Origin of the sequence: Streptomyces sp. NPDC051907 (genome assembly GCF_040681075.1) — a bacterium.
Lineage (GTDB): Bacteria > Actinomycetota > Actinomycetes > Streptomycetales > Streptomycetaceae > Streptomyces.
This window is the reverse complement of record NZ_JBFAYB010000006.1, coordinates 154110-178885: the sequence shown is the minus strand read 5'-3', so window position 1 is coordinate 178885 and position 24776 is coordinate 154110. Positions and strand designations below refer to the sequence as shown.

Below are 24776 nucleotides of genomic sequence, written 5' to 3'. Positions count from 1 at the left end.
TCATACGCGTGCCGGGAGGGCGTACCGCCGTGCGGCCGTACGCGTGCCGGGAGTCGCCCACCGCCGTGAAGCCGTACGCGTGCCAGGCGGCCGCACCCCCGTGCGGACTACGCGTGCCAGACGGGCGTACCGCCGTGCGGCTTCAGCTGTCCGGGTCGGAGTCCCAGGCGTCCCCGGAGCCGAGGACGGTCGTCGGCCCGAGCAGCTGGAGCGTGTCGAAGGCGAGCGTGAGCCGTACGAGATCGCGGGGGCGGGACAGTTCGAGACCTGTGATCTGCTCGAAGCGGCGCAGCCGGTTCAGCACCGTGTTGCGGTGGCACAGCATGTGCCGGGCCGCCTGGACCGCGGAGCCGCCCTTCTCGATCCACACTCCGAGCGTATCGATCAGCGTTTCGCGGTCGGCGGGCTCCAGGTCGTACAGCGGCCGGAGCACCCGCAGGGCCAGCTCGGCGGACAGGTCGGGCCGTGAGACCAGCAGACCGTCGGGTAGACGGGCGTCGAGCCGGGCGACCTCCCCGTCCGCGCGGCAGGTGCGCAGGGCGAGTCCGGCCATGTCCCGCGCCCGGGGCAGGTTCTCCAGGCCGTGGACGACGGGGCTGATGCCGATGCGCATGCCGGGTCCGGCGACGAGGGCGGAGGCGAGCGCGTCGAGTGGGCGGTCGCCGAGGTGGGCGACGAGCACATCGCGCTGTGCGCCGACGTGGCGCAGGACGCGCATGCCGCTGATCTCCGGAACGGCGTCGGGTGCACGGCCGAAGGGCGGCGTGGCGCGCAGCTCCGCCACCGCGAAGCGTCCGTCGGGCGGCAGGTCGAGGATCGACGCGGCGTCCTGGATGAACGCCGGGTCGTTACGGCTCTCCAGGACGGCGGCGAGGATCAGGCGCACCCGCTCGTTGTGCCGGCTGGCCACGCCCGTGGCGACCTGCCGGTAGGCGTCGGCGACCAGCACGGCGTCGCGGTCGTTCATCTTCCACACCAGCTCCGCCACGTGCACGAGGTGACGCTGGTCGCCGAGCCCGTCCCGCTCCACGACGCCGATGATCCCGCACCAGACCTCCGAGCCGGCGACCCGGAAGGCGTGCATCACCTCGTCGAGGGGGCGGCCTTCCTCGGCACGGCGTATGCCGAGCTCACGGGTGTAGCGCTCGATGTCGACGATGCGGCCCGGGTCGTGGGCGGCCTCCAGCGCGAAGCCGATGCCGGTGTCCACGGACTGCTTGAGGTCGGGCGGCGAGAGCACCGGGTCGGCGTAGTACGGCACTTCGGTGCGGATCTGGTGCACCACGGAGTCGGTGAAGGAGGCGCCCCGCCCAAGAAGACGCCGGCAGGCGCGGTCGAGCAGCTGGAGCGGCGAGGGATCGGCGGCTTGGGGCAGCGGACCGACGGTGGAGGCGGTGGTGACGCGGGGGCGGACCGCGCCACGGACGGAACTGGTGTGCATGGGCCCTCCGGATGGACGGGGCGTGCAAGGACACCACGGCGGGTCGCCATGCCTTGTGCTGCGCGGTTCGCAGGTGCGGGTGCTCCACCGGTCGTCGATCGGCGTGTGGCGGCGGCGCACCCTTCAAGGAATCCACATGCTAAGCAGTCGGTCACCCCCTGGGGCGAGACCTCCGCCAAATCGTGATGATCCACGCACAGCCGGAGGTACGGATTGTGCCCCCTCACAAGCGGGGCGCGCCCCGACTGGGAGCCGACAGCGGCTCGTTCCCAGTCCATGGACGCCCTGCCCCCGCCGTGTTCCCGTAGCGCTCCAGTCCGGCGCCCGCTCGCCGAGGAGCAAGGAGAACACCCTGATGAGCCCACCAGAGACCGAGGCCGGGACCCTCCGGGTCAGCGATCTGCACGTCAGCTACGGACGGTCCGTGCAGGCGCTCCACGGGGTGTCGCTGACCGTCCCGCAGGGCCGGATCGTCGCCGTGCTCGGCTCCAACGGCGCGGGCAAGTCCACACTGCTCCGGGCCGTCTCCGGGACCCTCGCGCTGCACCGAGGCACGGTCGACTGCGGAGCCGTGCACTTCGACGGCATACGGCTGAGCGGCGACGCCGCGCGGTCCGTCGCCGCCGGGGTGGTGCAGGTGCCCGAGGGCCGGCGGATCTTCGGCGCCCTGTCCGTGGAGGACAACCTCAGGGCCGGGTTCCTCGGGTCGGCACGCCGCTCGCGCGTCGAGCTGCGAGCCGCCCGCGAGCGTGTCTTCACGCAGTTCCCGGTACTGGCCGAACGTCGGCGGCAGGCCGCCGGGCTGATGTCCGGCGGAGAGCAGCAGATGCTCGCGATGGGCCGCGCGCTGATGGCCGGGCCGCGCCTGCTCCTCCTCGACGAGCCCTCGCTGGGCCTCGCGCCGCTGATGGTCCGGCGCATCGCGGAGATCATCCGCGAGATCAACGCCCAGGGGACATCGATCCTGCTCGTCGAGCAGAACGCCGCCATGGCGCTGGAACTGTCCGACCGCGCGTCGGTGCTGGACGTGGGCCAGGTGCGGCTGGAGGGGGCCTCGGCCGATCTCGCCGCGGCGGACGAGGTGCGGCGGCTGTATCTGGGCGAGAGCCACGAGACCGGCTGCGGCGCGCCCGGCGCCGACGCGCAGTACGCGACGTCCGCGAGCACTCCGCCCGTGACCGGACCGGGACTGACCGAGCTTGGCAGGTGGAGTGGATGAGCATCGACGCGACGGCCGCCACCCCCGAGGTCGCCACGGCCCCCGGACCGGACACGGGGCCCGACCCGGTCCCGGCCCTCACGGTCGAGAACCTGACCGTGCGCTTCTCCGGCCTGGTCGCCCTCGACGACCTGTCCTTCACGGTCCTGCCTGGCACGATCCACGCCCTCATCGGCCCCAACGGCGCGGGCAAGTCCACCTGCTTCAACGTCGTCTCCGGGGTCTACGGAGCCACCGCCGGAAGCGTCCGGTACGCGGGCAAGGACCTCACCCGCCTCGCACCCCACCGCATCGCGCAGCTCGGCGTCGCCCGCACCTTCCAGAACATCGTGCTCACCCACGGGACCGTCGCCGACAACCTCATGCTCGGCCGCCACCGGCTGACCCGGGCGGGCTTCACGGCGAGCGCGCTGCGACTGCCGTACACGGTGCGCGAGCAGCGCCGCCACCGTGAGCGGGCGGCCGAGATCGCCGACTTCCTGGGTCTCGGCCCCGCGTTCGACAAGCCGGTCGCCGGGCTTGCGTACGGCGACCGCAAGCGGGTGGAGATGGCGCGCGCGCTGTGTATGGAGCCGCGGTTGCTGCTGCTCGACGAGCCCGTCGCCGGCATGCACCCGACCGAGCGCTCGGCGGTGGCCGAGACGATCGCCCGGGTTCGTGACGCCCTGAAGATCTCGATCCTCATCGTCGAGCACGACATGGGCCTGATCATGCGGATCGCCGACTCGGTGACGGTGCTCGACTTCGGCCGGCTCATCGCGGACGGACCGCCCGAGCGCATCCAGAACGACCCGGCGGTCATCAGCGCGTATCTCGGCACCCCGGTGCAGGAGACCGAGCCGGGTCCAGAGCCCGGCCCGGCGCCCGAGCCAGAGCCCGGCCCGGCACCCGAGCCAGAAGCCGGCCCGGCGCCCGAGCCGGTGGAGAAGACCGAGCCGGACATCGAGCCGGACCCGGAACCCGCCACGGCCGCCGCCTCGGACCCCGCCAAGGACACCGAGTGCGACTCGGAGGAAGAATCATGATCAAGCTCGCCGAAACCGTCCTCAACGGACTCGCGCTCGGCTCCGTCTACGCGCTGATAGCCCTGGGCTTCGTCGTGATCTTCAAGGCGTCCGGCGTCATGAACTTCGCGCACGGCTCCCTGCTGCTCTTCGGCGGCTATGTCACGGCCCGCCTCCACGACGCCATCGGCTTCGTCCCCGCCGTCCTCGTCGGCGCCGCGCTCGCCGCAGCACTGGCCGGCCTGGTGCAGCTCCTGGCCGCCCGCGGCCTGCGCGGCGCGGAGATCCACACGCTGACGATCCTCACCATCGGCGTGGACGTCCTGCTCAGCACCGAGCTCAACCGGCAGGTCGGCGCCGACTACCTCACCATGGGCGACCCCTGGGGCGCCGATGTGACCCGGCTCGGCCGCATCACCGTCGCCGACGCGCGGATGGCGAGCATCGTCGTCGCGGTCGTCGTCATCGGCGCCTTCTTCGCCGCCTTCCGCTGGTCCCGCTGGGGCCTGTCCATGCGGTCCGCGGCCGCCGACCCGGAAGCCGCGGCGCTGATGGGGATACGGCTGGACCGCGTACGCCTCATCGCCTGGTGCGTCGCCGGGGCGCTGGCCGCCGTCGCCGCCGTGTTCCTCGCCGCCTTCCCCGCACCGGGACTCGACCGTACGACCAGTCAGATCGCCCTGAGCGCCTTCCCCGCGGCGATCCTCGGCGGCATGGACTCGGCCGTCGGCGCGCTCGTCGGAAGCCTGGTGATCGGCCTCACGGCGGCGATGGCCGCCGGTTATCAGAACGAACTGAGCGTCCTGGGCGCCGGATTCTCCGATGTGGCCCCCTACCTCGTGATGGTGCTCGTGCTCCTGGTCAGGCCCACCGGTCTCTTCGGATCGAAGGAGCCGACCCGTGTCTGACTCCCGCGCCACCGCCGGCGCCGCCGACACCGCGGACGCCGTGACGGCCCCCGCCGTCGCTCCCCCCGACTCCCCTTCCGCCCCGGGCAGGCGGTCCGGCAAGGTCTCCCCGCGCGGACGGCGTGCGGCCACCCTCGCCGCAGGCGTGCTGGTCCTGCTGGCCCTGCCCTTCTACGTCACCTCGTTCTGGCTCCAGACGGGCCTGTTCGCCATGGCCGCCGTCATCGGCGCCATCGGATTGAACCTGCTCTCCGGGACGACCGGACAACTCTCCCTCGGCCACGCCTTCTTCCTCGCCGTCGGCGCGTACGGCTATGTGTGGCTGGCGTCCGAGCCGTCCGGCGCCGGCGCCGGCAGCCTGTACGGCCTCGGGCTCCCGCCCGTGCTCGCCTTCGTGCTGGCCATCGTCCTCGCCGGTGCGGCGGGCGGCCTGTTCAGCCCCATCTCCGGCCGGCTGCGCGGCATGTACCTGGGCATCGCGACCCTCGCCCTGGTCTTCCTGGGCCACCACATGATGCTCAACGCCCCGCATGTCACCGGCGGGTTCAACGGCCGCTCCGTACCGCCGCTGGACATCCTCGGCTTCTCCTTCACCGACACCTCACCCGACGGTCTCACCGTCGTCGGCGTCCCCTTCGGCGGGCTGGAGCGCCTGTGGTACGTCGGCCTGGCCCTGGTCGCCGTGGCCTGGCTCGCCGCGCACAACCTCCTGCGCGGGCGCCCCGGCCGCGCACTCGGCGCCGTACGCGACAGCGAGGTCGCCGCGGCCGTCATGGGAGTCCATCTCACCCGCTACCGCGCCTCGGCGTTCATCGTCTCCTCGATGTACGCGGGCGCCGCGGGCGCCCTGCTGGCCCTGGTGTTCAAGCGCGTCGTCCCCGACCACTTCGGGCTCCTGCTGTCCGTCGACTACCTCGCGATGATCGTCATCGGCGGCCTCGGCTCGGTCGGCGGCGCGGCCTGCGGCGCGGTCTTCGTCGCCCTGATCCCGCACCTGCTGACCAAGTACGCCGACGACCTGCCCCTGCTCACCGCTCCCGGCACTACGGGATCGGGCGTGTCCCCGGGCGACGCGGCCCGCTACCTCTACGGCGCCGCGATCGTCCTCGTCCTGATCTTCGCCCCCGGCGGCCTGGCCGGACTGGCCCAGAGACGGCCGCGCCGCAAGGGCGACGACTTCCCCCGCACCCGGCGTTTCCCTCTCCGCACCCGCACCGCCCCGAAGGAGCACACCCCGTGAGACACACCCGACTTGCCCCGGCCGCAGCCGTCGTCGCCGCACTCGCCCTGAGCGCCACGGCCTGCAGCACCAAGAGCGGAACCGACGCGAACAGCGCCGGCAGCGACGGCGTCAAGACCGGCCCCGGAGTGACGGAGAAGACCATCACCCTGGGCGCGCTGACCGACCTCACCGGCCCGTACGCCTCTCTCGGCAAGAGCATCGTCAACGCCCAGCAGCTGTACGCCGACCAGCTCAACGCCTCCGGCGGCGTCTGCGGCCGGACTGTCGAGATCACGGTCAAGGACCACGGCTACGACGTGCAGAAGGCCGTGTCCGCGTTCACCGAGACCGAGCCGAGCGTGGCCGCCGTGTCCCAGATGGTCGGCTCTCCCGTGGTGTCCTCGCTCCAGCAGGAGCTGGAGTCCAAGCACCTGCTCACGTTCCCGATGGCCTGGGCCTCCACCCTGCTGGGCCGCGAGTACGTCCAGGTGGTCGGCTCCACCTACGACGTCGACATGATCAACGGCGTCGACTTCGTGGTCCGCACGGCCAAGCTGAAGGCGGGCGACAAGATCGGCCACGTCTACTTCGAGGGCGAGTACGGCGAGAACGCGCTCGCCGGAGCCGCGTACGCGGCCGAGAACCAGAAGCTGACCATCGTCGGGCAGAAGATCAAGCCCACCGACCAGGACCTGACCGCCCAGGTCACCGCCCTCAAGCAGGCCGGCGTCAAGGCGATCCTGATCAGCGCCGGCCCGCGCCAGACGGCCGCCCTGGTCGGCACCGCGGCCGCCGCGGGCTTCGCCGTCCCGGTCCTCACCAGCTCGCCGGGCTTCGCCCCGCAGCTGCTGGCTACCCCGGTCGGCCCCGCCCTGGAGAAGATGCTGCAGGTGGTGAGCCCGGCCCCGGCGTTCAGCGACGACGACCCGGCGATGAAGAAGCTCGCCGACGACTACAAGGCGAAGTACCCGAAGGACCTGCTCGACGCCGGCGTCGTCAGCGGCTGGAACGCGATCAGTGTCCTGGGCGAGGACCTGAAGGCGGCCTGCAAGGCGAAGGACCTGACCCGCGAGGGCATAGCGGCGGCCCACCGTAAGCAGTCCAGGCTCACGGTGCTCGGCGTGCCGCTGAACTTCTCGGACCGCGCCAAGCCGGCGACGTACCAGTCCTTCATTCACAAGCCGGCGAAGACGGCCCCCGGCGGCCTCGCGAACGTCGAACCGGCCCACGAGGTCCCCGCGGCGAAGACCTACACCCTGCCCAAGGGCTGAGCCGACCCGACGGTCCGGATGCCGACCTGCCGGCCAGCATCCGGACCGGGAGGAATGCCCATCCGGTCCCTCGCAGAAGCGAGCCAATGGCGCGGCGTAAATGGGGTCGATCGACCGCTAGAGCCAGTCCTTCCGCTTGAAGACCACGTACAGGCTCGTGCACACCACCGCCATCAGCACCACCGCGAACGGATACCCGCCCGCCCAGTGCAGCTCCGGCATGTTGTCGAAGTTCATGCCGTAGATCGTTCCGACAAGCGTGGGTGCGAAGAGAATCGCGGCCCACGAGGAGATCTTCTTGAAGACGTCGCCCTCGCGGCGTTGACCCGCACGAATCGCGATCTGGGGCGTGTTGACCTGCGGAGATGCGGGTTTCCGGCCCTTTCACCGTGACGTCGACTTGCAGGGTCGATACTCCCCAGGCACTCCCCAGGGCGGCTTGATTCTCCCCAGGTTCTCCCCAGCCTCGCTGCCGGGGAGCACGGGTCGCTGCTGGCCAGGAGTCCGATCCAGGTGCCGGCAGGTGCTACGCAAAGTTAATGGACCGGCCAGACAGGTTGGATCTCGTCCGCCAGGGATGGAGTCCGACTCAGAACTGCCGGGAGTCGCGCGGGCTTGCGAAGTGGTACATGAGCCGCAGGGTGAGCTCCTCAGCGATGGTCGGTACCGCGTCGCTGATGTTCGAGGCGTCCCAGATCTCGTCGGGCGGGACGTGCACTGGGCCACCGCGTCCATTTCGTGCCAGGACCGCGCCGGTGGAGGTCCTGGCGGCTTCCAGGCTCATTACGGTCACGAGATCGGCGGGATCGAGGGCCATCGCGGGGGCAAAGCGGGTTCCCGGGACATCATCGAGACGCAGTAGGAGTTGCAGCAGTTCAGCAACACGCTGCTGTGTGTGTTCTGGGTCGAGTACCGGCATGAGCATGCTGCTTGATCGAGGGAGTGACTCCCAGCAGCTTCGCTGGCCAGACCGAGTAATGACCAGACCGCGGCAGCTCCCCTGCCGCGAATCGCGGACGCACGCAGCGGCAAAGTTGGTTTCGAAAATGCTGGATACCTCTTCGGTCGCTGTAAAGAACCCTTCTGCTCGGCCCAGGGAAACGAGCTCATCCGGCAGCCGGTTCAACCGGCGAGCAGGCAACCGCATGCCGCTCTCCGGGAGTAGGTGCACTTCCATCGTGGCGCTCTCGCTGGACCGTGGTGGAAGTAGGTCTTTGCGCCAAGAGATCGACAGAGGCTCTTCGACGAGGGAGTTCGCGATGGGAGAGGCGTCTGCGGCGTCCGAGCGTGAACTCGGCAGCTTGGCGTCGCTTGCTCTTGGGGAGGGCAGCGCCTTGATGGTGGCAATAGTCAGAGCCGCGGCGTTGTCTGCGGCGATGAGCTGGAAGCCGCCGTCATCCGTGTGTTGCTTGTTGCCGTCGGCCCGATCGCTGATACCTCGGATGACCAGTGCCGGAACTTGACCGGCCATGGACGCGGCGCTGGCGAAGCCCGCTCCCTCCGTCTCGATCGCTGCGACGCCGTTGTAGTGCACATCCAGAAGATCTTGAAGAGCGGAGCTCGGGGCGTTCACCACCACCTCACCGGCAGCGATTGGTTTGAAGTGGACTTCGGGCGTCTCTCGGTCCGCAGGCAGTAGAGATTGGGACCAGTCAGGATCCAGCACGGCGAAGTGGGCTGCTTGCTCCAAGCCGTGCGATGCATTCCATGTCTCGGGCCGCGTCTTGAAAGACTCTTCCTGCTTGCCACCTTGATAGGCGAGTACTCGGGTCGCAACGATCACATCGCCTAGCGCGACGTCGTGCTTCATGCCGCCAGCGATGCCCGTGAAGAAGACGGCGTCCGGGGCGATCATGTGGATGGCGCGCTCAGTCAGAACGGCTGCGCCATGATTTCCCTGGCCGACTCGAGCGAGGTATACCTCCCAGCTCGTTCCCGGGATACGGCAGCGCTCGAAGATCGTTCCCGACCCATGGTCGATACGCTCTGGGTCCATCACCTGTGCCCGCACAGCTCGGTACTCCAAGAGAAGCGCGGTGAAGACAACGATCTTTCCGCTGGACGAACGCACGTAGCACCTCGCGAACAATGGCTTGCCTACCCGAGCGATCGTGAGGTCCTGCACCGATGCGCCTGGGACGTGGTCACAGCTTAACGCTGCGGTGTGACAACGTTGTTCGGGAGTGGGAGAGTCGAACTCAAGTAGGGCTGTCGCTCGAATTTTCGGATGGGGGATGCCGTGGCCGAGGCGGAGGATGTCACCGAAAGCAGGCTGCTGTTGGCAGAGTATGACCGCATCAAAGAGGAGCAGAAGGCCCGGATCGGGTTTCGCGACAACCTGCTCTACTTCACGCTCGCTGCTTCGACTGCGGTTTTGGCGATCACCGTCCAGAACAAGCACGCTCAACTCTTGCTCGCTGTCCCCGTTATCTGCCTAGTCCTAGGGTGGACTTACCTGGTAAACGACGAAAAGATATCAGCGATCGGTGGCTACATTCGCGACCAACTGGGGCCAAGGCTGGCCGAGATCAATGGTATGCCTAGTGGTGTCATTTTCAGGTGGGAGATCTATCACCGTGGTGACGTGAACCGCAGAACCCGTAAACGATTACAAATAGCTGTCGATCTGTTCACATTCTTGGCTTTGCCGATGACTTGCGTGATCGTATTCTGGTGCTCGCGCGCAGTTCACCCGGTGCTCTTGGCCGCTTCTATCATGCAGACGGTATCCCTCACCGCTCTGGGCTGGCAGTTCCTGCGTTACGCCGAGCGCTAGAACATGGCTGACCGGCGACCTCTTTGCCCCGACTGAGGTTCGGGCAAGATCGGCACCCGCAGATCTTGTAAACGCGCCGCTCAGGGATTGGTTAGAGGTGGTGCGGCGGAGTCTCGGTTGGCCTCCGGGGGAAGATCATCTCCCAGATTTCTCCCATGGGTGGAGGGTCGTTGCGTCTCGGGTGCGTCTTGGCAACGATTGCTGGCGCGAGTTTGCAGACCGCCGCCCAGGGTGTGACGGGGGACGAACACCTCGCACTCAGGTTCACCGTTGGAAGGCCAGGGAACACCAGCTGTCGTCATGGTGGCTCGGTCACCTCCGTGGGGTCCTCCGGGAGATGACCGTGCAGGCGATACCCCATCTCGTCGGGGTGCCGGGTGACGCGGGCCAGTCGCCAGGCTGCCTCGTACGACATACGGCCATGATTCTGGGCGTGGAGCCGCACTGCCAGCAAGCTGGTGACCGGATCGAGAAGCCACCGCAGGAGCATCACCTTCACTGGAACTCGCCGGCAATGGCGGTGAGGGCACGGGCGGCGTCCTCGTCGCCGAATGCCTTGACGGTGCCTGCGAGTAGGACGAGTAGTTCCTTGCAGCCTTCGGGGCTCAACTTGCTGACGAAATCGTGGATCACCTGAGCGACGACGACCCATTGCTGTCCGGGTTGCCACTGTCTGACTGTGCGGACCAGATCTTCGAGATCCGTACCGGCTGGTGGTCCACCCAGGCGGGGCCAGTTCTCGGCTGAGCCTTCCAGAGCTGTGTAGAGCCGGGCGGCGGCGGGGTTGGCGAGGATGTGATCTTGGAGGAATTCCTCGCGTGCTTTGGCCTGGCGACGGGCCAACTCATCCAGCTCAAGTTCGCGGCGCAGCAGCTCTTCCTGGCGACGGTGGCTCTGCTGTAGCCGCTCCGCGGCGAACGCGCTCTTCCGGGTTGTTTCATCCACCTCGATGCTTACGGTGGCGTCCACGACGATCACCCCCGCGCCGCCGAGAGGCAGGGCTTTCGCGAGTGCGGTGCCGATGTCCTGCTCGGCAGCGTCTGGGCGGAGGACATCACAAGCGGCGGCTGCCTCATCGATCACGGTCCTGACGAGTTGCCCGGCTGCGTAAGGGGCCGCAGGGACGTCGGTGTCGTCGCGGCGCCGCCAGGCTGCTCGGACGTGTGCGCAGAAGTGAAGCGTCGGGTCCGCGCTGCGCGGTCGGTCGGAGAAGGTGGAGACCCAGGTGGCACCGCCCGGCTGGGAGGCGCTTTCGGGGGCGGGGCGGCGCTTCATGCGGCTTCGGGCTCCTCTGACTTGTCTGCCCCGGGGTGTTCCTGCAGCAGGAGCTGCTGGACCTTGGCGAGGTCGGCATCGAGGAGGGAGGAGAGTTCGAGCTTCAGGCTTGCCCGGTCGGGCGAGTACGCGCGGTCTTCGCTCTGGACCCATACTTGTGAGCAGGTGCGCAGGGCCTCGCGCAGGGTCGGGCCTTCAGGACCACGGACGGCCACGGCCCGGCGAAGGGTGTCGAGGATGATCGGTCGCAAAGGCGGCCGCTCGAGGGCCGCATCGAGCCACAGGAAGACGGCCCGGTCGAGTTCGCGATCCCCCGCTGCTCCGTTCGCCTGACGCAGGAGAGTGCGCCACCCGGTGACAAGGCCGGCGACTGGAGGGCGGAAGTCTTCCTCTTCGTCAGCGCCCGGCGTGGTGTCGCTGTGGAGCACCAGCGGTACTCGGTCGGCTTCTGGCGCAGACGACGCGGCGAGAGCCGTGAACGTACGGTGGCCAACGGTGTCCCGGATCTTCTCGTCACCACACCAGTCGACGACGTACCCGAAGAGCGTCTTCCGGACGGAGGCGTCCGCCCACAGCACCTGGATCGCTTCGCGCAGACTGTCTACGACCTCTGGCAGCCCACTGTTGGCCACGCGCTTTAGGCGGCGTAGTGCCTTCCCGGTGTGACGTCGCCCGAACTGTCCGGTGCAGACCTCGACGACGGCCTGCTGGAGGGAGGGATCCTTGCGCTTGGCCCAGGACAGCAGTAGGGAGTGCACATAAGGAGCGCTGGCTGCGTGGATCGCCGCGTTATCGAGCAACTTCACAGCCAAGGGCCACAGTTCTTTATCAGTGCCGTGGACGTACCACGCCGTGACGATGGCCTCTAACGGTTCTTGTCTGCGATGGCGTACGGCCCAGCGCAGCGCGAACTCACCGATGCGGCCGGCCAAGGCGCGGCGGGCGTCCTTGGTGATGGTCTCCAGGGCTTCCTTGTTCGTTCCTGTGTCGTCGACCGGGACCTGGGCGAGCCACTTCAAGAAGGAGGTACGGGCCAGCGGACGGTCGTTCCAGAAGTACTCAATCGCGGCGTCATCCCAGTGCGGGCGGTCGAAACGGAGGGTTCCGTCCTCCTCGCGGCACGCCTTGATGGCCTTGGTCATGGCGATCACGCCCGGGGACTGTTGACCGTGGACGGCGACAGGGGTGTCGCGTTTGTCGAGCGTGTCGGTCAACTCCGCTGCCTTGGCGTATACATGGCCCACCGGGTCGCCGCGCAGGACGGCTGCGGTCAGAAGGAAGCTCCGTTCGAAGCTGGTCCGGACGCGGTCTTTTGGTTCGTGCCACTCGTAGAGCGCGTCTTCCCAGTTGCTGAGAACAGCCACGACATTCGCGATCTGCTCGTCGAGGGAGCGGCGCCGCTCGGCGGAAGTCTGCTGCGCCGATTTTCGGGCGACGTCCGAGAGGTCATCGGCCGCGAGTCGTTCGGCCTTTCGGTGCTCATCGAGCATGAGAGGCGTGACATTCAAGATGTCCGTGGGCGTCATGCCGCCGATGAGGCGGCTTATACCGGTGCTGTCGAGCCAGGAACTGACCGGGAACGACGGCTCCTGTGCCAGCAGCCAGCGGGTGGCGATGTCGTGGGGGTGGATCTCGCCCAGATCCGGCGCGCTGCTCGGCGGTGCGCCGTGGCTGATCCGTCGCCATTGTTCCGGGCGGGTGAGGACGATGAGTCGGTTGTCCCGCCGTGCCAGCTGCTCACCGAGCTTTCCTAGGCCGGAACCGAACGTGTCGGCTACCTGAAAGCCATCTTCGTCTGGCGGGAGCTCGAGCAAGAAGCCGCACCGGTGGTCATGAGGCAGGCGTCGTGCAGGGAAGTGCTGGGCACCGCCGAAAGAGAGCGGGCGCACTTCTGTGATCAAGCCTTCTTCCACGAGCTGCTCGAGAAGGGCGTATGCGGTCGTGGTCCTGCTGCTGTTCGGTGGGCGGTTGATGACCAGTACGGAACCTGAAGGTCGCAGGGCCTCGAGGGCATGGGCAAAAGGACTGCCGGTCCGGTCTGTTTCTTCGTAACGGGGCTTGGCGAAAACCTTGCGGATCACCGCCAAGTATTCAGCCTCGATGGGCGCGTCGGCATCCAACGTCTGCTCGAACACGTATTTCGTGCCGATCATCTCGCCCATGTTGATTAACGCGCGCTGGAGCGTGGCCGCCTGCCCGACGGCCTCGATCGCCGCCGGGGACGGGGGTGCCGTCCTGCCCCGATCAGCTAGTCGCTGTGCTGCCGGTTCCGGGCTATGCGGTGGGATAACAGGGGCAGGGGGGTATGGCGTGGATGCGGATCCTGACTGTGAGTCCGCCGGTGCGGCTACTTCAGGGCGAGCGCGCGCTATTGACTCGGCGTTGGCGTCGACGCCTGCCGTGGGTGCGTCGGCGGAGAGGGCGGAGCCCTCCGCATGGTTGGTCCTTTCTCCGTCGCTGTAGCGATCGGGCAGCGGCGGACGCGCCGGTGAATCTTCTCCGGCGCCGTACGGGCTTCCGGTAGCCGGAACGGACTGCTGCTGCGTGTAGTCCTGCTCGTCGTCGAGAGCCATCAGGTGCGCCGCCTCTCAGCCGATGGTTCCGTCGATCTCGACGCCGACCTGTTCCGCCGCCGCCTCGACGACCTTCGCGGATTGGTCCACGCGTACGCGGCCGGTCTGAGAAATGTCCTGAGCGCGTACGCCGACCTGGTGACCGGTGAGTTGTTCTGCGCGCTGTGTGACGGAGACTCCGGGGCGTGCTGGCCGCTCCTCCTCGTCGCCGAAGGGAAGTTGCCGCCCGTAGATCTCCTCCAAATCCACGCGCAGCGCACCCAGTAGATCCCTGAGCTCCGGATCGTCTCCCTGCAGCAGAGCTGGACGAGCCAAATACACCTGGAGTGCTCCGCGGGCCTCGGTGATGCGCTCGATCCGCCCAGAGGACAGTTCAGCCGGACGGACGGTCAACGGCCCGACCGTACCTTCGACTTGTTCCGGTTCCTCCACGGGAACCCGGCCCGCACGCCGATCGAGAACCGCTCCGGCCCGGTCGAACAGGAACTTGACTGCCTCAGTGAGTGCGGTCCCGACGAGCATCGGAAACGTCAGTGGATCCACGGATGTATGCCCTCCCCGTTGATTGCGCTTCCCGCTGTGTACGTGCAGGCGCAAAACCTGACTGACCGTACGTTCGCTCTCACTCAGAGAGAAGGACCCTTCCAGTCACGCAAGGTGATGTCCTAAATACTCTTGGCGTTCATGTGTGCGATGCCTTTGACGTGGACGCGGTCCGATGGCGCCCGGCTGGCGCGCATATGGCAGAAGCACTTCCGGCCGGAATCATGCGGAACGGCCCGCGTGCGAGCATCCTGGCTTGGCCGAAATGCGGTAAAGGGCCGTACGGCTCCGCCGTGCCTCAGGAGGAGTGAGGCTGGCCTGACACCACGGAAGGCAGTATGGCTGCCCGTTCTCGCTGGTGGCGGTGTCGGCCTCGGGCCTCGGCGCTCGCTCCCTTCGCTGGGGCCGCCCTGGCTGCTCCGCTTGGCGGATACCCCCGCGTCTTCGGGATGCTCGCACTCGTCGCCGGACTAGCGGCACTTATCGCACTCGGGAGCATGCCGCGCTCCACAAGCGCCGCGCGGGATGAGCCCAGAGGCCGCTCAGCCGCCGCATGAGTCAAAGGAAAGCTTACGGAAGGCGTTGCGGATGTCCGCCAAGGGCTGGCGGTCGCGGGTGTAGTAGAGCTTGTTGGTCAGAAGCACTGCCCAACGTTGCTGACGCGGCGAGATCCACATGCCGGTGCCGGTGAAGCCGTAGTGGACCCAGGTGTCATCCACGAGGGCGCTGCCGGGCGCAGGGTGCCAGAACAGGCCCCGTACGGGCTCCAGTTCACCGGTCTGGACCGTCAGCGATTCGGTGGCCCAGGTGCCACCGAACCCTGCGCGGCCGGGTGCCGTGGTCGTGTCGAGCATGTAGCGGAGGAAGGCAGCGAGGTCGTCCAGGACTGTGAACGCGCCGGCAATCCCGCATACTCCGCCCAGGAGCCGCGCGGAGAAGTCGTGGGCGATGCCCTTGAGATGGGCGTCGGTCTCCTGGTCCAATTCAGTTGGGGCGCAACGTGCGGCGATCTCGGTGGGCAAGGGCCCGAAGCAGGTCGCAGCCATGCCCAGCGGCCGCCAAGTCCGCTCCGTCGCGAACTCGTCGAGTCGCTGGCCGGCGAGATACTCGGCGAGGTAGCCGAGGATGAGGGCGGCTCGATCCGTGTACTCGACGGCCTCACCTGGTGAGCGGTGCTGGGCCTCGTGGAGGACCCCGTCACGAACGTCTTGCGGGTCCGTGCCGTAGAGGCTCTTGAGCTGAGCTCGCAGCGGGACGCCAGCGGTGTGTGTCAGCAGCTGGCGAGCGGTTACGACACCGAGCGGGTGGTCCTCGACTTCGGACCAGAAGCTGCCGAGCTGGATGTCGAGGTCGAGTTTGCCTTCCTCCCAGAGGGCACCGATCAAGGCCCACACCGAGAGAATCTTCGTCAGGCTGGCGGCATCGAAGATGGTGTCGCGTCGCATAAGCACATCGGGATCGGCGGGGTCGAGCACTCCGGTGGAGCCGGAGGAGCGGATGCCGGCAGCGTCACCTACGGCCCACACCGCGCCTGGGTAGACCTTGTCGCGGACTCCTTCGCTCAGGAGTTGTTCGATGCTGTCGAGGCGGTACGTCATGGTCTCCCTGTTCGCCGTGTGCATCCCGCCGGGTCAGCCTAGTGACGGGGGCAGGTTCGGTGGGTTATCGGCGTGGCGGCATCGTCTTGCTGTGAGACGTTCAGGTGAACTGGCGGCCAAGGTCCACTAGCGCTTGAGCGGTCGCTGAGAGCGGGTAGCAGGCGGCGTTCGCGTAGCCCGCCTGCCGGAGCGCGGGCAGCAGGCCCGCAGCGGTCCGCAGCCGATCCAGGTCGCGGCCGAGCGTGGCGGGGTGGGTGAAGTCGGTGGATACTCCGGATGTGGCGAGGACTTCGCTGAGGCCGGGCACGGGCTGGTACATGACGGGCAGGCCGCAGGCTTGGGCCTCCAGCGCCACCAGTCCCATGGCCTCCAAGGTGGTGGACGGTATGGCAAGTACGTCGTGCTCGGCGAAGGCTTTCCACAGCTGTGGACGGCGGAGCCAGCCGAGGTACTGAGCGCGCAGGCCAGTCCGCTGAAGGAGCGGGGCCAAGGCGTGGAACTGGGCTCTGGGGGCGGCGATGCTCAGCTCGACGCCTGGAATGTGCGCCAGGCTTGCGACCAGCCGCTCGACGCCCTTCTCGGCTGTCAGGCGACCCGCGTACAGCACCCTCAGTTGGCTGGTCGAGGTCCGGGCGGGCCGGGTCGGCGGACCCGTGAGCAGGCGGTCCGGGATGCCCCATGGGATGCGGACGAGCTTTCGTCGGTCGACTCGTGGGGCGAGTTTGAGCAGGTGATCGGCCATCGCGCTAGTGGGGACCACGATGGCGTCAGCGGCCCTCGCGGTCTCGCGTAGGACCTGAAGCTGTTCGCGGTGGGCCTCGGCGAAGATCAGATCGGTGCCGTGGACCAAGGCGATCCTGGGGTGTGCCGGCAGCGCTCGGAGTAAGGCTGGAGTGGCGCCGAAGGTGAGGTGTTGCAGGTGCAGTACGCCGATCTGTCCAGGGCTGATGGCGGTCACCAGAGCCCTGCGTAGGGCTCCGACGTAGCGACTGAAGCCGACACCTCCCAGGCACTTCCCGGATACCGCCAACAAGTCGAGCCCGGGCGGCAGAGTGGGTCGGGGACCGGTGGGGGCCAGCATGAAGGCCCGCGCGGGGATGAGTGGTCTGTGGCCGGTGTACAGGTCGAGGAAGAGTTCGACGCTGCCGCCAGGGCTTCGGGCCGGGAGGTCCAGGAACGTGGCGGCCAGCGAACCCGCGGCGGGGCGTACGACGGGGGGAGTCACAGTGCTCCTTGACGGATCTCTTCGTACAGGCGGGAGATGCCGATGCCCTTCGTCGCCGCGTACTTGGCGTAAGCCTGCTGGTAGCTGGCCGGGCTGCCGTGGGTGGTGAGGAAGACCAGCTTCCCGAAGGTCATCCTTGGATAGACGCGGGCGGGCCTGGCGACACGGATCTCCAACGTCCAGCGGATCGCGTGGCCCTGGTGGCCGAGCGGGGCGGAGACGTGGACCCAGATGCCGAGGGCGCCGATGGTGCGGTCCCCGTTGAGCAGCTGTGCGTACGTTTCCGAGCTGGTCTTCTCCAGGGTGACGCCCAGGTAGAGCACTCCAGGCTTCAGGACCAAGCCAGCCGCAGGGATGGTGTGTTCGGTGTACGCGGTGGGGGCGGCGGCGTCCAGGTCGGCCTCGCAGGCGCGGATCGTGTCGCCCAGGCGCCAGTCGTAGGCGTTGGGCGAGAGCCGTGCGGGCTCGTAGGGGGAGATGGTGATCTCTCCCGCGCTGATGGCGGCGGCAATGGCGGGCCCCGTAAGGATCATGAGGCCACCGCCTCGACGCGTGCCGTGTCGAGCCAGTAGCGGGAGGACTGTGGGCCTGCGGCGCCCTGGTACTTGCCGCGGTACAGGTCGACGTCACCGGTGGAGACGAAGAACATGATCTGCCCGATCTTCATGCCCGCGTACACCCGCAGTGGGCGGATGGGCGAGAGCATCAGGGTCCACTGGCCGTGGAAGCCGATGTCGCCGATCGGTGCGGTGATCTCGACGAACAGGCCGAGGCGGCCGACGGATGAGCGGCCGAAGAGCAGGGGGACGAAGACGTCCGATCCGACCTCCTCGATGGTGTGCCCGAGATACAGCTCGCCAGGCTGGAGGACGTATCCGTTGGTGTCGATCAGGACCGAACGTGTCGGGTTGGCGTGGTGGGCGTCGATCACCTTGGCCGTGTACATCAGCAGGGTCGGACCGAGGCGGACGTTGTAGCTGTTGGGGTTGGTCTGGTCCGGGGCGAAGGGGGTGATGCGTAAGCGCCCGTCGGCCACGGCGGCTTTGATCTCGGGTCCGGTGAGGATCATTGCTCGCCGCCTTCTGGGGACTGGTCGGAGGTGGGGAGTGACGAGTTGGTCAGGACGCGGCACACGGCCTGCCCGAGTTGTATGCCTGCTTGGTGAGTTCGCCTGCCCAGGTAGCTGTCGGCGAGGTAGTCGGTGGTCAGTACGGTGCGGATCGCCGGGGGCAGGGGAGCAGGGGCGACGACCAGGGGGCCAACGAGTTCGGTGAGGTGGTCGAGCAGCTTGTCGTGGTCCTGGACGTGCGGCTCGGGGAGGAAGGCGTGCACGAGCTGGTTGCCGAAGGGCTCGATGGCCAGCAGGTCGCCGAGGGTCAGGGTGGTGCCGAGTTGTACGGGACGCAGGGCGGTCTCGTTGAGGACGACCGCGTCGGCGCCGAGGCCGGAGTGCAGTCGGCCGGCGATCTCTTCGAGCAGTTCGCGGCGGTCCAACAGCGTATTGCGAAGGCGCTCGTTCACTGCGCCGAGGGGGCTCCTCAGCTGGAGCCCGAGGGCCGAGATCTCATCCATCAGTGAGGCGAGTTGGTGAGGCGCGCCAGAGGAGCCGGGGAAGGCGCTGGTGCGGGCTGCCCAGCCGCTGCCGACGGGCTCGGCGGCGGCGTATCCGACGCCGAGTTCGCGCGCCTTGACCACGAGGGTGTCGCCGACGCGCACGGGACCGAAGCTGTCGCTGTGGCAGTGCCCGGCGAAGATGACGTCGGCGGACGGGCATGCGGCGGCCAGTTTCAGGTCCTCCTCGAAGCCGGAGTGGGACAGCACCATCCAGGCGTCGGCGCGGTGATGGTGCTCCAGCATCACTTCGCGCAGAGCCTGAGCCGGGTCGCTGACGTGATGACCGGCACGCTGGTGAAGTGGGATGGCGTTGAACGCCTGCGGGCCCATCACCGCTGTGACGGCGACTCGTCGCCCTCCGATGTCCTGGATGCGTACGCGGGCTGTCCTCGGCGGTTGTGTTCGCGCACACCGTCATCCGGTGCAGCTGCGGCTCGAAGTAGTGCGGCCAGCCGTGGTTTCCGGGTGCGAGCAGGTCGTAGAGGGTGGTGAGGAGCTCCCGCTCGATGCGCCCCTGGCCGAGGCGGTAGTAGCCGCTGCCCTCGAAGAAGTCGCCGCAGTCCACGATCAGGCTGTCGAGCCTGGCTGCGTGCAGGTGAGCGAGCATCGGGGTGGCCGAGTCGAAGGTGGAGTGGACGTCGGTCGTGGCGATGATCTGGCGGAGCTGCCGGTTCACGGGGTCACCTCGCAGATGTCTGCTCCGAGGGCGTGCAGCTTGACGGGCAGGTCGGCGTGGCCGCGCCGGAGCTGTTCGAGGCCGCCGAGGGTGGTCACGCCGCGAGCGGTGAGTCCGGCGATGAGCAGGGCGGAGCCCGTGCGGATGTCGGTGGCTTCAACTCCGGCACCCGTCAGCTGCTGCGGCCCGGCGAAGCGGCACTGCGTGGGCGAAAGCTCGTCGATCGTGGCTCCGAGACGGACGAGCTGCGGCAGCAGGTTGCCGTGGCGGCCGGGGTTGATCTCGTCGGCGAACAGGTGGATGCCGGGCAAGGTGAGGGCCAGGGCTATCAGTGCCGGCTCGAAGTCCGCGTCCAGGCCGCCGGGGGACAGCGAGGCAATGGCCCGCAGTGGTCGACCGGTGGGCTGGGCCTCCTGAGCCTGGACGGCGAGGGTGCCGTCCTCGGCGTCGGCGGGTACGCCGAGCCAGCGCAGCGCATTGACCAGAGGAGCGATGTCGTCGCGACGTACGCCTAGAATCTGGGCGTTGCCGCCGGTCACCGCGACGGCGCAGGCCAGGGTGCCTGCCTCGATCTTGTCGCCAGGCACCCTCCACGCGATCTCCCCACCGGAGGCGGACGCGGGCGGCTGGAGCACGAGGACGGTCTCGCTGACCCGGCACTCCCACCCGGTGGTTTTCAACGCCTCCACGACGCTGAGTACTTCGGGCGACAGATTGGGCTGCCCCAGACGCAGCGGACGTCCGGCGACGACCGCGCGCAGGACAGCGGCGATGCTCGCCCCACGGGACCGGAAAGGGAGCATGATCGAGACCGTCCCGCGTCCACCCGTGGCCGCCTCCACGAGGTAGCCGTGGTCATCGACGGTCGAGCGGTCGCCGAAGCGTTCGCACACCTTGAAGTGCAGGTCCATCCCGCGTTTCCCGATGGCGCAGCCGCCTGGCCACGGCAGGCGGGCCCGTCCGTAGGCGCCGAGCAGCGCTGGGACCAGGTAGTACGAAGCCCGGATCCGGGCAGCGACCTCGGGATCCGCATCCGGTTGCGGTTTGTCGCTCGGCAGGATCAGCGTGGTGTGCGGATCGCTGACCGGGCGGGCAGCGTGCCAGCCGGCCTGCTGGAGGAGGGTGAGCATCGTCTCGACGTCCGTGTTCGCCGGGAGATTGCTCAGGTGCACGGGGCGGTGCAGGGCCGCGTTCTTCGACCCGTCGACGGTCACCGCCCCGGCAAGCGGAACGCTCGGTCGCACGGCGACCACTTCGGCTGCGACTGGGGAGATTCGTACGGCTGGCAACGGTCAACTCCTCATCTGGGCCACCTGCGTTGGGGCTACTGGGAGCCGGGCGCTGAACTCGAATTCGGCCCAGCAGCGCTTGCCGGAGGGCAACACATCGAATCCGTGGCGGTCGGCGAGCGCGACGACGAGGAACAGGCCGCGCCCGTCTTCCGCGTCCGCATCCGGCAGCCTGACTTCGGGGACTGCGGAGCTGGTGTCGATCACCGCGACCCGCAGTGCCTTGCCGTTCAGGTCAGCCTCGGCTGTGATCGAGCCTTCGTGCGCGTGCCGCACCGCGTTGGTGATCAGCTCTGAGGCCACCAACTCAGCTGCATCCAGGAGTTCAGGCCCGAGAGCGGCACCCCAGTCCCGTCTCTCCTCCGCGATCTGCCGGCGCGCGGACGCGGCACCCGCAGATGTGCCGGAGACGGGAATCCGGATGTGATGCGCTTCCATGAGCGGCCTCCTGATTGGTTCGGCCACTCCACGCAATCGCCACCCGGGCCTCTTGAACCAGGACGTGTGCTGGAGCTGCATCGTCTATGCAGGAGCTGCATCACGGTGAACTGCCCGTCCATTACGCTCGGTTGAGCAGGCAGGATCGGCGGCGGCAGAAGGAGCCGTGGCACAGATGGCCGAAGCGCAAAGCGAAGCGAGACGGATCGGTGAAGTGATCCGTCAGGCACGCGTATTACAGCGGCGCTCGCAGAAGGACGTCGCCTCCGCCCTGGGCTATCACCAGTCCAAGGTGAGCCGCCTGGAGAACGGCAGGGGCACGGACGACGTCCGCATGCTGCGCGCAGTCGCGCAAGTGCTGGCCGTTCCGGCACACCGCCTCGGCCTAGCCGTGGCCTCGGACATCAACCCCTCCGAACCCGAGACAGAGGACATGCGCCGCCGTACCGTTCTCGCCGCTGGCATCGCCGCGCTCGCGGCCCCGACCGTCCCTGGCACCGCCCATCAGGACCTGGTCCAATCCCTGCTGCCCGGAGCAGCCCGCCTGACAGCCGAACCGGTGCCGGATTTCCAGAGCCTGCGAGATCAGATCGCAGGCGTACGCCGTCTCTTCTGCACCTGCGACTACACGAAGCTGGAGGGCACGCTGCCTGTTCTGATCGGGCAGTTGCGGCAGGCCATCAGCGAAAGCCCAGGCTCGACCGACCTGTCCGGCCTCCTCGCCACGGCCTACCAGACCTCGGCGAGCCTTCTGCTCAAGCAGAGCGACCAGGGCAACGCGTGGCTCGCGGTCGGACGCGCCATGTCCGAGGCCGAACGCTCGGGCGACCCCGTCGTCCTCGCCTCCAGTGTCCGCGTGCACGCCCACGCCCTGGCCCGCGACAGCCACACCGCTCAGGCCGTCACCCTTGTCCGGCACACGGCCGACCAGCTCACGGGCTCGTACGACCAACGCTCCCCCAGGTACCTCGCGGCTCTCGGCCTGCTGCTTCTGCGCGGGGTCACCGCCGCCAGCAGCGGTGGTGATCGTTCCGCCACCCAGGACTTCCTAGCCGAGGCGAAGGACGTGGCCCGCTACGTCGCGCTCGACAGCCCCGACGCCTGGGCCAACTTCAGCCCGACCAACGTCGCCCTGCACGGCCTCAGCGCGGCCGTCGTCTTCGGTGACGCGGGTGTCGCCCTGGACACCGCCCGGCCTCTCATGCGCCGCCACATCCCCGTCCCCGAGCGCCGTGCCGCACTGTGGATCGAGGCCGGCCGCGCCTACAGCCAGCAGGGCCGCCTGGCGGACGGGTACCAGGCCCTCCGCATCGCCGAGAGCTGCGCTGCCCAGGACATCCGGCGCCCGGCCGTGCGCGAGCTGGTGGCCGACATGGCAGCCCGCGACCGCCGTCGTACGCTGCCTGAACTGCACCGCTTCAGTCGTCAACTGGGAGTCCCCGCGTGAGCGATCAGCCCGACCAGCAGGCCAAGAAGCCCTTCCTGTACGTCGTCGTGTGCGCCTGTGGCATCGCCGGTGACGTCGGCAAGCTGATCACCGCAGCCCAGAAGGCGAACTGGGACGTGGGTGTCGTCGCCACCCCGCAGGGCCTCGGCTTCCTGGACACCGAGGCGGTCGAGGCACAGATCGGCTACCCGATCCGCTCAGCCTGGCGCTCGCCCGGCGACCCTCGGCCGCTGCCGCCCGCCGACGCCATCGCCGTGGCCCCAGCCAGCTTCAACACGATCAACAAATGGGCAGCGGGGATCTCCGACACCCTGGCGTTGGGCATACTGTGCGAGGCATACGGCTTCGGTATCCCGACGGCCGTCCTCCCGTATCTCAACTCCGCCATGGCGGCCCATCCCGCATACGGCCAGAGCCTGGAGCGGCTGCGCGGGATGGGCGTCCTACTCGGCTCCTACGAGCCCCACAAGCCGAAGGCCGGCGGCGGTGCCGACCGCTTCCCCTGGGAGGAAGCGCTGGAGCTGCTCACTCCCAAGCTGTCCACACCGGCCTGATCAGCGCCGTCGCGCTGGGGGTGCTTGCGGCGGTGGAGTGGCTGCTGCCGAGGGAATGGAGGCAGCGGAGCGTTGCGCGGCGCTGTGGGCCCGGGCTGCCTGTGCTCGGGGACCGGGGGAGTGGCGCTCGCCGAGGCGGCGGATGCGCCAGGTCAGGGTGCGGGCGGGGCTGTGGGCGTCGTCCAGGGTGCGCTGGCCGAGCGCTTGGTCGAGGACAGTGGTCGCATTGTGCCCGGCAGCTTCTGCTTCGGCGAGCACGGTGGCGAGTGCGTCCCAGGCGGCATCGTTGAGGATGCGCTCGGCGTATTCGGGAACGGCCTGTTGGAGATGGCGGGCGTAGCGGTTCTTCATCTGGGGGCTGGGGGCGCGTTGCGCGAGGCCCGCCATGACCGGCTCGGCGATCCGCGCGTAGACGACCTGAAGGTGGACGAGGGCCTGTTCGGCTGCCGCTTCCTGCTGGGCATGCTGGCGCATGCGGTGCCAGTGTGCGGCGAACGCCACCGCGGTGAGCACGGTATCCAGGAGCATCGCGAACCCTGACCCGTCACTGTCCGAGGGCCGTTCGCGCCAGATGGCTTGGACGCTGCGGCGTAGGGCGCGGGTGCTGTCGAGGTCGGCCGTGATGCGGGAGCGGGTGGCGCGCTCGAAGGCGGCGGTGGCCTGTTCGAGTTCGGCCCGCACCGCGGCCGGTGCGCCGATCGGGAGCAGGTCCATCACCGCGCCGAGAGCGACCAGCTGTCCCTGGGCGGTCGGGTCTTCGCCGTGCGTGAGGTGGTGGGGGATACGTTCCGTGGCGGCGGTGGCCTCGTGCCACGGGTCACCCGGCCGGACGGTGACCGGTTCCGGGCTGGTGGTGGCGAGGCTCCTGCGGATCTTGGGCAGCGACAAGTCGGGGGCGAGCGTGGAGCCCGCGTAGAAGACCGGCTCGCCCTTGTCGTTGGTGTCGCCGGGCAGGGCGAAGTTGCAGCCGAGCGCGTCGCCGGAGGGGCCGAGTTTGAAGCGCACGGTCACGCCCGTTGCCTCCAGCAAAACGAAGAACTCGGCCTCGTCGGACGCAGCGGCAACCGCGCGGCGCACCCGCAGGCGCAGGACATCGCGGGTGGCGGCGTCCTGGCCCAGGCGTTTGGCCTTGAAGTGTTCCTTGCTGGTGGGGCGCTTGGCGGCGGTGCCGTCTCCCGGCTTCAATCGCCGGAGCCCGTAGTCGATTTCGATCTTGCGGGCCTCGCGCTGAACGGCACGCTGGTCGTAGCCGCGTTCGGGGCGTCGGCCGTCCTGACGTACGAGGGTGGCGGCGATGTGGATGTGGTCATCGGCGTGGCGGACGGCCACCCAGCGGCAGGCTTCCTCGTCACCGTCGGGGGCGATACCGGCGGCGGCCACCATGCGGCGGGCGATCTCCGCCCACTGGTTGTCGGTGAGGATCGGGTCTTCGGGGGCGGCGCGTACGGGGCAGTGCCACACGGTGTCCTTGGGCGCCTTGTCGCCCAGCATCTTCACGGGCTGGTCGAGCTGCGCGACGAGCTGGGCCATCGCGTCCTTCGGATCGCGGTGGGGGCTGCGGCCGGGGTCGGGGGCGAAGCCGTTCCAGGAGGCCACCAGATGCGGGTCGATGTGCTCGTTGGCCCGGCCCTTGCCGTAGAGGTAGCCGATTGTGCGTCGCGTGGCAGCGGGGCCCGAGCTGAGGATGATCTTTGGTATCACCC

Annotated in this window: 21 protein-coding genes and 1 pseudogene; 8 read left to right on the top strand and 14 right to left on the bottom strand. The window is 68.5% G+C overall.

Features of this window, described 5'->3' with window-relative positions:
• Positions 1–142 precede the first annotated feature (142 nt).
• Positions 143–1441 (bottom strand): helix-turn-helix domain-containing protein, encoded by a 1299-nt coding sequence (locus AB0M39_RS06590; RefSeq protein WP_365360825.1) that lies wholly within the window; start codon positions 1439–1441, stop codon positions 143–145.
• Positions 1442–1796: 355 nt separating this feature from the next.
• Here AB0M39_RS06590 and AB0M39_RS06585 point away from each other — a divergent pair, with 355 nt between their 5' ends.
• The 5 genes from AB0M39_RS06585 (at position 1797) to AB0M39_RS06565 (ending at position 7065) form a co-directional block, all read left to right on the top strand.
• Positions 1797–2660, top strand: coding sequence for an ABC transporter ATP-binding protein (locus AB0M39_RS06585; RefSeq protein WP_365360823.1), 864 nt, complete (start codon positions 1797–1799; stop codon positions 2658–2660).
• On the top strand, positions 2657–3685 hold the full coding sequence (locus AB0M39_RS06580) for an ABC transporter ATP-binding protein (RefSeq protein WP_365360821.1): 1029 nt from the start codon (positions 2657–2659) through the stop codon (positions 3683–3685). The genes AB0M39_RS06585 and AB0M39_RS06580 overlap by 4 nt, the downstream gene beginning before the upstream one ends.
• Positions 3682–4572, top strand: a complete 891-nt coding sequence (locus tag AB0M39_RS06575) for a branched-chain amino acid ABC transporter permease (protein WP_365360819.1) — start codon at positions 3682–3684, stop codon at positions 4570–4572. The genes AB0M39_RS06580 and AB0M39_RS06575 overlap by 4 nt, the downstream gene beginning before the upstream one ends.
• A gap of 145 nt (positions 4573–4717) precedes the next feature.
• Positions 4718–5812, top strand: a complete 1095-nt coding sequence (locus AB0M39_RS06570) for a branched-chain amino acid ABC transporter permease (RefSeq protein ID WP_365360863.1) — start codon at positions 4718–4720, stop codon at positions 5810–5812.
• Positions 5809–7065: an ABC transporter substrate-binding protein gene (locus AB0M39_RS06565; protein ID WP_365360817.1), complete on the top strand. Its 1257-nt coding sequence runs from the start codon at positions 5809–5811 to the stop codon at positions 7063–7065. The genes AB0M39_RS06570 and AB0M39_RS06565 overlap by 4 nt, the downstream gene beginning before the upstream one ends.
• 117 nt (positions 7066–7182) lie before the next feature.
• On the opposite strand, the gene AB0M39_RS06560 is transcribed toward AB0M39_RS06565, so the two are convergent.
• Together AB0M39_RS06560 and AB0M39_RS06555 are read right to left on the bottom strand one after the other, a co-directional pair.
• On the bottom strand, positions 7183–7407 hold the full coding sequence (locus tag AB0M39_RS06560) for a CorA family divalent cation transporter (RefSeq protein ID WP_365360861.1): 225 nt from the start codon (positions 7405–7407) through the stop codon (positions 7183–7185).
• A 247-nt stretch (positions 7408–7654) separates the two neighbouring features.
• Positions 7655–9136: a 5'-methylthioadenosine/S-adenosylhomocysteine nucleosidase gene (locus tag AB0M39_RS06555; RefSeq protein WP_365360815.1), complete on the bottom strand. Its 1482-nt coding sequence runs from the start codon at positions 9134–9136 to the stop codon at positions 7655–7657.
• Between the two features lie 156 nt (positions 9137–9292).
• On the opposite strand from AB0M39_RS06555, the gene AB0M39_RS06550 reads away from it, so the two are divergent.
• Complete coding sequence (locus AB0M39_RS06550) at positions 9293–9841, top strand: hypothetical protein (protein WP_365360813.1); 549 nt, start codon at positions 9293–9295, stop codon at positions 9839–9841.
• A 495-nt stretch (positions 9842–10336) separates the two neighbouring features.
• Here the strand turns inward: AB0M39_RS06550 and AB0M39_RS06545 are convergent, their stop codons facing one another.
• The 10 genes and pseudogenes from AB0M39_RS06545 to AB0M39_RS06500 form a co-directional block, all read right to left on the bottom strand.
• Complete coding sequence (locus tag AB0M39_RS06545) at positions 10337–11116, bottom strand: hypothetical protein (protein WP_365360811.1); 780 nt, start codon at positions 11114–11116, stop codon at positions 10337–10339.
• Positions 11113–13278, bottom strand: a complete 2166-nt coding sequence (locus AB0M39_RS06540; RefSeq protein WP_365360809.1) for a hypothetical protein — start codon at positions 13276–13278, stop codon at positions 11113–11115. Before AB0M39_RS06540 ends, AB0M39_RS06545 begins: the two co-directional genes overlap by 4 nt.
• A gap of 426 nt (positions 13279–13704) precedes the next feature.
• Positions 13705–14232, bottom strand: coding sequence for a hypothetical protein (locus AB0M39_RS06535; RefSeq protein ID WP_365360807.1), 528 nt, complete (start codon positions 14230–14232; stop codon positions 13705–13707).
• Positions 14233–14774: 542 nt separating this feature from the next.
• Entirely contained in the window at positions 14775–15830 is a 1056-nt protein-coding gene (locus tag AB0M39_RS06530; RefSeq protein ID WP_365360805.1) for a serine hydrolase domain-containing protein, read from the bottom strand.
• Positions 15831–15930: 100 nt separating this feature from the next.
• Positions 15931–17055, bottom strand: a complete 1125-nt coding sequence (locus AB0M39_RS06525) for a glycosyltransferase family 4 protein (RefSeq protein ID WP_365360803.1) — start codon at positions 17053–17055, stop codon at positions 15931–15933.
• Positions 17052–17588 carry a deoxycytidine triphosphate deaminase gene (locus AB0M39_RS06520; RefSeq protein WP_365360801.1) on the bottom strand — a complete coding sequence of 179 codons (537 nt, stop codon included), beginning with the start codon at positions 17586–17588 and terminating at the stop codon, positions 17052–17054. The genes AB0M39_RS06525 and AB0M39_RS06520 overlap by 4 nt, the downstream gene beginning before the upstream one ends.
• Positions 17585–18124 (bottom strand): dCTP deaminase, encoded by a 540-nt coding sequence (gene dcd / locus AB0M39_RS06515; RefSeq protein ID WP_365360799.1) that lies wholly within the window; start codon positions 18122–18124, stop codon positions 17585–17587. The genes AB0M39_RS06520 and dcd overlap by 4 nt, the downstream gene beginning before the upstream one ends.
• Positions 18121–19345 (bottom strand): annotated as a pseudogene (locus AB0M39_RS06510) (metallophosphoesterase). Before AB0M39_RS06510 ends, dcd begins: the two are co-directional and overlap by 4 nt.
• Entirely contained in the window at positions 19342–20598 is a 1257-nt protein-coding gene (locus AB0M39_RS06505; RefSeq protein ID WP_365360859.1) for a UDP-N-acetylglucosamine 1-carboxyvinyltransferase, read from the bottom strand. The pseudogene AB0M39_RS06510 and the gene AB0M39_RS06505 overlap by 4 nt, the downstream one beginning before the upstream one ends.
• Positions 20599–20637: 39 nt before the next feature.
• The gene (locus AB0M39_RS06500) at positions 20638–21072 is read right to left on the bottom strand and encodes an ATP-binding protein (protein WP_365360797.1); all 435 of its coding nucleotides are present in this window, start codon (positions 21070–21072) and stop codon (positions 20638–20640) included.
• A gap of 175 nt (positions 21073–21247) precedes the next feature.
• Here AB0M39_RS06500 and AB0M39_RS06495 point away from each other — a divergent pair, with 175 nt between their 5' ends.
• A complete protein-coding gene (locus tag AB0M39_RS06495; protein ID WP_365360795.1) occupies positions 21248–22519 on the top strand; it encodes a helix-turn-helix transcriptional regulator in 1272 nt (423 codons plus the stop codon).
• A complete protein-coding gene (locus tag AB0M39_RS06490; protein ID WP_365360793.1) occupies positions 22516–23073 on the top strand; it encodes a flavoprotein in 558 nt (185 codons plus the stop codon). The genes AB0M39_RS06495 and AB0M39_RS06490 overlap by 4 nt, the downstream gene beginning before the upstream one ends.
• On the opposite strand, the gene AB0M39_RS06485 is transcribed toward AB0M39_RS06490, so the two are convergent.
• Positions 23074–24774, bottom strand: coding sequence for a mobilization protein (locus AB0M39_RS06485; RefSeq protein WP_365360791.1), 1701 nt, complete (start codon positions 24772–24774; stop codon positions 23074–23076).
• Positions 24775–24776: the final 2 nt, after the last annotated feature.